The sequence below is a fragment of the bacterium genome, assembly GCA_040753085.1.
Lineage (GTDB): Bacteria > UBA9089 > JASEGY01 > JASEGY01 > JASEGY01 > JASEGY01.
This window is the reverse complement of record JBFMHI010000126.1, coordinates 1-7,919: the sequence shown is the minus strand read 5'-3', so window position 1 is coordinate 7,919 and position 7,919 is coordinate 1. Positions and strand designations below refer to the sequence as shown.

Here is a 7,919-nt window from a genome sequence, read left to right as displayed (position 1 = left end):
GGTTTCATCCCTTCCTTGTCTCCAAAAGAAAACCGGCAGGCAACTTCCTAATCTCCTTAACTGTTCACTATTTACTAAACGTTTTCCGCTCTTTTGACGATATAAGAATTGAGAGGTCCACCTAACTTTATGATCGCAGAATTATCCTTTCCCCTACCTTTATCTTTAGTAATCAAGGATGAAACCAGCGAGTGTTCATTTTTGAGGTATTCGACCGTAATAGACAGCCCATCAAAGCGATAAGCAGGCGTATTGACCATAAATCTATCCTGTGAAATGTCCCAACTCTCTGATATAGAAGAATTCCTGCCAGGCTTGATTATGGTCATTCTAAGCCCGGTCGAAAATATGTCTACTTCTTTCTGGCCTTCCGCTGATTCCACCTGCCGCTTAACCTCTCTGGTCTCCGCCCTCAACTGATAATGCCCTTCCCCATCCAGACGAGGTTGTCGATCTGGCCTCACCACACCCACAGGCGCTGATCGCTGCCCCTGATTGATCTGAAGAGACCCATCCACATCCATAGTTAAAGTATAACTAACCTGACTGCTAATATGCCCACCGCGCCTCTGTCCCTCACCAATAAGGCGAACCACATCTCCTGGCCTTAGATCATAACTGGCCACATCCTCCCCATCCAACACCGGTCTATCCAGTTTGATCAAGCTCCCTTCCTCACCAAGTTGAAGCGAGGTAATCTTACCAGAGTTTACATCCTTAACATTGATCACATCCTCCTCATCCAGGCCCTCGGCCCAGTAAGCGGCTGTCCATTTTCTCTCCCCCTTAGATTCCGCCTCCACCTTCCAATCTCCACCTGCGCCGGCCGTGACCTTGTAGTCGTCCCAATCAGCCGCACTGTCAATATGAACCACATCCCCCCTATGCACCCGATAGGTGATGACATCATCTCCGGACATATCAGCTTCATCTTGTTGGACAAGGCATCCGAGCCTGAAACAGGTCACTTCGCCGGTATCGACATTGACCACATTGACCACGTCTCTTCCGTGTTGCACCTGACGGGTAAAATATTCCCGGGAAGAGCCGCTCCTTAATCCAGTCTCTTCTACCGCCCAATCACCTCCCACCCCTGCCCTCACCTGGTAAGAAGCCTCCTCACTTTTCAAGGTCACCGCCTCTCTGTTAACGACAGTATAGATTTTCTCTTTATTATCAGTTATGGCCTCATTTAATTGCTCTAGATTTCCGTCGGCATCCAGTCTGAAAGAAACAATTTCACCGGTATCAAGATTCTTAAGAGTAGCCACACCAACATCTTGCATCTCTATCTCCAGACCCTTTTGGTCAATTAGGGTATCGTCCACCTCAACAACCGCCGCCTTATTCTCCTTCCTCCGGATATTGAGTTCTCCCTGCCCATCAATGTAATCAGCCTTCAGGTCGAACCTCAATTGATTCAGTTCTACCCTGGCCTCCTCTTGTCCGGTTAATCTTTCCCACTCACCACTCTTCCAGTTGTATATCTCGAATCCTTCAAAGGAAGCCTGAAGACGAAGCTGATCGGTTCCTGGCTGCAAAAGACCCAAGCGATGGTTGATCATCTCCCCTAAATGAGAAGCAGCCTGATCAGACCCATCAATTTTAAAGCCCCCAAAGGTCCATTGAGCGGTTCTTAGTTCTGTTTGTTCTTGTCTTCCGTAAGAAAATCGGTTGGCCCATAATTGTGAAGGGCGGATGGCGGATGGCAGATTTTTGGTTAAAAAAGACTGGGGACTGTAGGCGGTGGACTGAGGGGCATGAGGGCGGATTTGATTAAGGTCTAATATTACCTCCCCTCCCTCTACCTTTACCCCCTCGGCTTTTCCTCTTATCAAATTGAAAGAAAATACATTGGCCTGTCCTTCTTGATCCGGTGTTCCCCCCACTCCGTTTAACATAGTAATCACCCCTCCCTGATTCAGTTTCGAGTTTCGGGTTTCCGGGCATAAAAAAATCGGTGTAATCGTTCACCTCACCACGGAGACACAGAGACACTGAGAAAAATCTAAAATCATTCTCCGTGTCTCTGTGTCTCTGTGGTGAACGATTACAATTTTTCATCGTGATCTCTCCCGGATATTTTTCCCCTCTACGTTATTATTATCGGCAAATATTTAGCCAAGGTTTAGGACTTTTTTAATCTTACGAGGATATCTCTTCCCCAAATCACAAGTGATGATCCGGTATTTCCTCTCTGTCTCTGGGCCTCTGTGTCAAGAATCTAATTTTTTACCTTACCATCGCAAATAACTAAAAAAAATCTTGACAAGATTACATAATTATGCTTTAATAACAAAAACTGTAGGATAACAATTAAATTAGCGAGGAATATAAATATTAGGCCTTGTTCATCGTTTCGACCATCTTATGAAGAGCCATCTTCTGGCCACCGGATGTCTGGTGGCCTGGGGTGTTCCGACTACCAGATGTCGGGGGAAAATGGCCAAAACGATGAATATCGCCCCATAATTATACCAAGGGAGGTTGATTATCACGATGGACCCAACCATAAAGGAGAAGCGGACAACTATTATGACGGTTAAAGAAGTGGCTAAATACCTCAGATTACATGAAACCAGTATATACCGAATGTGTAAGAATGGAACTATACCATGTTATAAGGTAGGGAACGGCTGGCGATTCAAGAAACCTGAAATAGAGAAATGGTTTTACGCCCAGATAGGAGAAGAAGAGGAAATTACTTAATAAATTACTTAATATTTTTCAATGCTTCCTGGATTAGCTTCTCTAAGGAGACTGTTTTTTCCAACCTTTCGCTGGCCTTTTTGACGGCCTGCTTGGCTTTTGATTTTTCATAACCTAAAGAGATTAAGGCTTCCTCTCCATCCTGGATTATCTGTTCTCTTTTTTCTTTTCTCGGGAGAGGAGCGGAATCTATTTTATCCTTTAATTCAAAGATAATTCTCTCAGCGGTCCGCTTGCCAATACCACTTATGGCCGTTAAGGCGACCATATCTTTCTCAGAGATAGCTTTTTTTATCTCTTCCACTGACAGGGCCGACAGGATAGCCAAACCACCTTTAGGGCCTACCCCGGTGACAGAACAAATTTTAAAAAACATGTCACGCTCTTCCTGACTGTAAAAACCATAAAGAATAAGGGTGTCTTCCTTAACGGAAAGGTGAGTGAACACCCTTACTCTTTCGGATATCTGAGGGAGTTTATGATAGGTGGAGAGCGGGATATGGAGACCGCAACCGATCCCCCCTGTCTCGAGGATAATATAAGTAGGCGATTTATGGATTAAGTTTCCTTCAAGGGTTACAATCATAGGGCGGCCTCCTCGATACTCGATACTCGATGCTCGATGCTCGATACTCGAGGCTCGAGCATCATGGCCTCAAGAGCACCTTCAGTATTCCCTTTCCCCCGGCTTTGGTAAAGGCTGCCTCGGCCTCATCTAAGGGATAAATGGCTGAGATAAGTGATGATGTCTCAACTAATCCCCGGTTAAGCAACCGTAAGGCCGCGCCGAAGGGTCCGCAGCGAGAGCCAATAAGCGTGATTTCATCAATGACCAGTTGGGCCGGGTTAAAGGGAGGTGAACCATTCTGAGCCGCAAAGGTGCTTTTGAGGATAAGTTTACCCCTCGGCTTAAGGAGATTAAGGGCCTGCCTTAACCCTTCTGGTCGTCCGCTGCATTCGATCACCACATCCACTTTCTTCTCTAACGGTTGGGCAGCCGCCACCTTTGTTTGAATGCCCAGTCTATTTAGGATATCCAAATTATCTTGATGATGCCCTGTCACCAGCAATTCACATCCGGTGAGGGAAACCACCTGGGCCACCAGAAGTCCCAGTTTTCCATCACCAATAACCACACATAAGTCTGTCGGTTTAATATGCACTTGTTCCAGGCTCTGAAGGGCAGCCGCGAGTGGTTCGGTAAAAACAGCGGCCTCATCAGGGACAGAGTCCGGAACTAAGTGCAGGTTCTTGGGCGGAAGCAGGAAATAATCCGCCAGACAGCCGTCTCGTTTTAAAATACCCAACACCGTCCGTTCAGGACAATGATTGCCCAGTCCTCTCTGGCAATAGCTGCATCTTCCGCACCGGGCATTAATTTCTCCTACCACCCGCTTGCCAATTAAAGACTTGTCCTCGCTTTCTTCGACTACCCCGACAAATTCATGCCCCAGAACACCTCTGAAATCCATATATCCCCGGCTGATCTCAAGATCAGTGCGGCATATCCCGGCCAGAATGAGCCGGATTAAGGCCTCCCCGGCTGAAGCCTTTGGTTCAGGATAATCTCTGATTAATCTTATCTTCTTTTCATCATAAACAAGCGCCTGCATATTAGACATTCTACTACATTTCCTTAGCGTCTGTCAACCATATTCGAGAGTAACCGTTCAGCACATGATGCTGGATGCTCGATGCTCGATCCTCGATGCTCGATCTTCGATGCTGGTAAAGGATCCAGTATCCAGGATCGAGCATCGAGCATCGAGTTTGTGCCTTGGTGGCTGAACGGTTACAAAAAATCAGTGTTTCATCCGTGTAAATCTGTGGCTGAATAGTTACTCGGCCGATTTATTAAGAAGATACGAAGGTAGAATATATTGACAGGACAAGAAATTGATGTTAGAATAGGCGCTAAAGACACCAGGAGTCTTGAAGGTATCTTCTCAATAAATCGGGGCAAGGTAAGATAGAGATAGAGATTTGAGACGGGGACGAGGAGGGGCGAATGAAGCTGACTACTGCTTCACAAATGCAAGAGATTGATCGCCGGGCCACCGCCGATTTTGGTATCCCTGGGCTTATCCTGATGGAAAATGCCGGTTTGAAGGCTGTCCAGGTTTTGGTTGATTTCATATCCGATTTGGCTCAAAAAAAGGTGGTGGTCTGTGCCGGTCGGGGGAATAATGGGGGTGACGGCTTGGTCGTGGCCAGACATCTTTTCAATGGGGGGATAGATGTCAGGGTTGTTTTAATCTCGGAAAAGAGCAAAGTAACCGGAGATGCCAAGGTTAATCTGGAGGCGGTGCTTAAAAGCGGTATCCCGCTCTATGAGGCGACTTCTCCGGATCAACTGGATCAGGTGCGCCAGGAGATATTAACCGCTGATATTATTATTGATGCCTTGTTAGGAACGGGTATAAAAGGACCGGTTAAGGGGCTTATGGGCGAGACCATCAATTTAATAAATGAAGCTTCCCAAGTAATCCGCCATTCGCAATCCGCAATCAGTAATCCGCAATCCGCAATCCGCAATCCGCAATCAGTAGTGCTTTCCCTTGATTTGCCTTCCGGCCTTCCGGCTGACACCGGCCAGATCGAAGGGCCGTGTGTTAAGGCTACTGCCACGGTTACCTTTGGCCTCCCCAAGATTGGATTGTTTCTATATCCAGGGGCAACTAAGGTCGGGCAGCTCTATTTGGCCGAGATAGGCTTTCCCCCGCCCTTACTCAAAGATGCCGCTCTAAAGTTCCATCTCTTAGAAGAGGAAGAAATCGCTTCGCTTATGCCTCGACGGGCGGTCTGGGCGCATAAAGGGGATTGTGGTCGAGTCCTGGTGATAGCCGGCTCGGTGGGGATGACTGGCGCTGCCTGTCTGAGTTCTCAGGCAGCTTTAAAGATAGGCGCCGGGCTGATTACCCTGGGGGTGCCGGAAAGCCTTAACCCTATCTGTGAAATAAAGCTAACCGAGGTAATGACCAGACCACTGGCTCAGACAGAAAAAGGCACCCTCAGTTTGAGGGCTTATTCCCAACTTGAGGATCTATTGAGTAAAGCCTCTTCGATTATCCTTGGACCTGGCCTCGGCCGACATCCGGAGACCACCCGGTTGGTAGAAAAGATCATTCGTGAGGTCGAGGCCCCCATAGTTCTTGATGCTGACGGCTTAAATGCCATTTCAGCCGATCCAGATATCCTCCGGGCTTCCAGGGCTGAGGTGATTATTACCCCTCATCCGGGTGAGGCCAGTCGAATAATCACCAAAGATATAGCTGAAATTAACGCTGATCGGCCTGGGACGGCGGCTTACCTGGCTCAAAACTATCAGGTGGTAGCGGTGCTCAAAGGGGCGCCCACGGTAATCGCTTCTCCGGAAGGTAATATCTACCTGAATCCAACCGGCAATCCCGGCTTAGCTTCCGGAGGGACCGGCGATGTCCTCACGGGTATGATTGGTGGACTGCTGGCCCAGGGGCTTCCCCCCCTTGATGCCGCCAGGGCAGGCGTTTATCTCCACGGCCTGAGCGCTGATCTGGCTATCGTTGAGAAATCAATACCTGGATTGTCGGCCACGGATCTGATTTCTTATCTCCCCCAAACACTAAGTCGGATGACAAAAATCAGCGGACAGAAGACAGATTAAATCTGAGTAACCGTTCAGCACATGATGCTGGATGCTGGATGCTCGATGCTCGATCCTCGATGCTCGATCCTCGATGCTGGCAAAGGATCCAGTATCCAGGATCGAGCATCGAGCATCGAGTTTGTGCCTTAGTGGCTGAACGCTTACAAATCTGACTTATGTAAGAACGAGGGACTAAATAGTGGGATTCTTTATTACCTTAGAGGGACCGGAAGGGAGCGGTAAGAGCACCCAGACGGAAATGTTAGTTAGCTGCCTGAAGGGTAAGGGATATCAGTGTCTGCTTACCCGGGAACCGGGAGGAACAAAGATGGGAGAGGCCATCAGAGAAATCCTTCTCAAGTTTTCTCCCGGACCTTCGATCGTGACCGAACTCTTTCTTTATGCGGCTGCCCGGAGACAACATGTGGATGAAATTATCCGGCCAGCCCTGGAAGCAGATAAAATAGTAGTCTGTGATCGCTTCGCTGATGCTACCGTAGCCTACCAGGGATATGGCCGAAATCTGGATTTAAAATGGATCCGCCAGGTAAATTATCTGGCCACGGATGGGATCAAACCTGACCTCACCTTTCTCTTAGACATAGATCCTCAAGCCGGCCTGGAAAGGGCGCTGGGAGGCAGAGCCCCAGATCGAATGGAACGGGAGGCCATCTCTTTTCATCATCGAGTTAGACAAGGCTACCTTGAATTAGCTCAAGTTGAATCAGATCGGATCAAGATCATCAAGGCTGATGAGGAAAAAGAGGAAGTTCACCGTCAGATCAGACGATGTGTGGAGGAGGCCTTGCAAAGGAGCAGAGGAGGTAAAGGATGAAAGTAAGTAGAACTTCACGGCAGACCTCAGGAGGCACAGGAGCGACTACTACCGCTGGCTCTTCCAAAGGTGGGCGCAGAGAAAAGGTAGAGGCCGCTCATTCTCCTTTTTTGGAAGCGCTTAAAGCCACCTCAGACGAGTTGACCACGAAGGAATTAAATGAGATGCTTCTTAGCGTAGATGAAGCCGGCAGAGCCCTTATGGAAGACCCCACTTACGAAAATCTAATTAGTTACAAGGACTTGGTTAAGCGCTTTATGAAAGAAACCCTGTCCCGTCTTTACAGGGTTCGAGAAAAAATGAGCCGCCGCAGTTTTGATGAAAAGATATATGTTATTGTGGAGGAGGTCGACAAACGATTAACTGCCTTAACCGAGCAGGTTCTTGCTTCCCAGATCGATCCCCTCACTCTGGTAGCCAAACTGGACGAGATCCGGGGTATGCTGGTCGACCTTTATAGTTAGTCCAGCTTGGCGAAAGTTCCTGGGCGGTTTCAGAAGGATTTGCGGATTCATGGGTTCAAGACCGTAGGGGCACGTTGCAACGTGCCCCTACAGCCTGGAACCGTTGACCCCTATCTAACTCTAAATTGGGCAGGAACTTAGGTCGGCTTGTATTAGCCTATAAGTAAGCGTTCAGCCACTAAGGCACAAACTCGATGCTCGATGCTCGATCCTGGATACTGGATCCTTTACCAGCATCGAAGATCGAGCATCGAGGATCGAGCATCGAGCATCCAGCATCATGTGC

At 48.2% G+C, this 7,919-nt stretch carries 8 protein-coding genes; 5 read left to right on the top strand and 3 right to left on the bottom strand.

The features are described from left to right. Positions 1–74 precede the first annotated feature (74 nt). Complete coding sequence (locus AB1797_11245) at positions 75–1,901, bottom strand: hypothetical protein (GenBank protein MEW5768175.1); 1,827 nt, start codon at positions 1,899–1,901, stop codon at positions 75–77. Positions 1,902–2,499: 598 nt separating this feature from the next. Between AB1797_11245 and AB1797_11240 the strand changes: the two genes are divergently transcribed. Beyond that, on the top strand, positions 2,500–2,709 hold the full coding sequence (locus AB1797_11240; GenBank protein MEW5768174.1) for a helix-turn-helix domain-containing protein: 210 nt from the start codon (positions 2,500–2,502) through the stop codon (positions 2,707–2,709). Between the two features lie 4 nt (positions 2,710–2,713). Here the strand turns inward: AB1797_11240 and ruvA are convergent, their stop codons facing one another. Then, positions 2,714–3,295 carry a Holliday junction branch migration protein RuvA gene (gene ruvA / locus AB1797_11235; protein ID MEW5768173.1) on the bottom strand — a complete coding sequence of 194 codons (582 nt, stop codon included), beginning with the start codon at positions 3,293–3,295 and terminating at the stop codon, positions 2,714–2,716. A gap of 61 nt (positions 3,296–3,356) precedes the next feature. Continuing rightward, positions 3,357–4,322: an alcohol dehydrogenase catalytic domain-containing protein gene (locus AB1797_11230; GenBank protein ID MEW5768172.1), complete on the bottom strand. Its 966-nt coding sequence runs from the start codon at positions 4,320–4,322 to the stop codon at positions 3,357–3,359. Positions 4,323–4,403: 81 nt separating this feature from the next. Between AB1797_11230 and AB1797_11225 the strand changes: the two genes are divergently transcribed. From AB1797_11225 to AB1797_11210, 4 genes are all read left to right on the top strand, one after another. Beyond that, on the top strand, positions 4,404–4,547 hold the full coding sequence (locus AB1797_11225; protein MEW5768171.1) for a hypothetical protein: 144 nt from the start codon (positions 4,404–4,406) through the stop codon (positions 4,545–4,547). Positions 4,548–4,717: 170 nt separating this feature from the next. Beyond that, positions 4,718–6,352 carry an NAD(P)H-hydrate dehydratase gene (locus AB1797_11220; protein ID MEW5768170.1) on the top strand — a complete coding sequence of 545 codons (1,635 nt, stop codon included), beginning with the start codon at positions 4,718–4,720 and terminating at the stop codon, positions 6,350–6,352. A gap of 181 nt (positions 6,353–6,533) precedes the next feature. Continuing rightward, complete coding sequence (gene tmk, locus AB1797_11215; GenBank protein MEW5768169.1) at positions 6,534–7,169, top strand: dTMP kinase; 636 nt, start codon at positions 6,534–6,536, stop codon at positions 7,167–7,169. Next, entirely contained in the window at positions 7,166–7,633 is a 468-nt protein-coding gene (locus AB1797_11210) for a YaaR family protein (protein MEW5768168.1), read from the top strand. Before tmk ends, AB1797_11210 begins: the two co-directional genes overlap by 4 nt. The last annotated feature ends 286 nt before the right edge of the window (positions 7,634–7,919 follow it).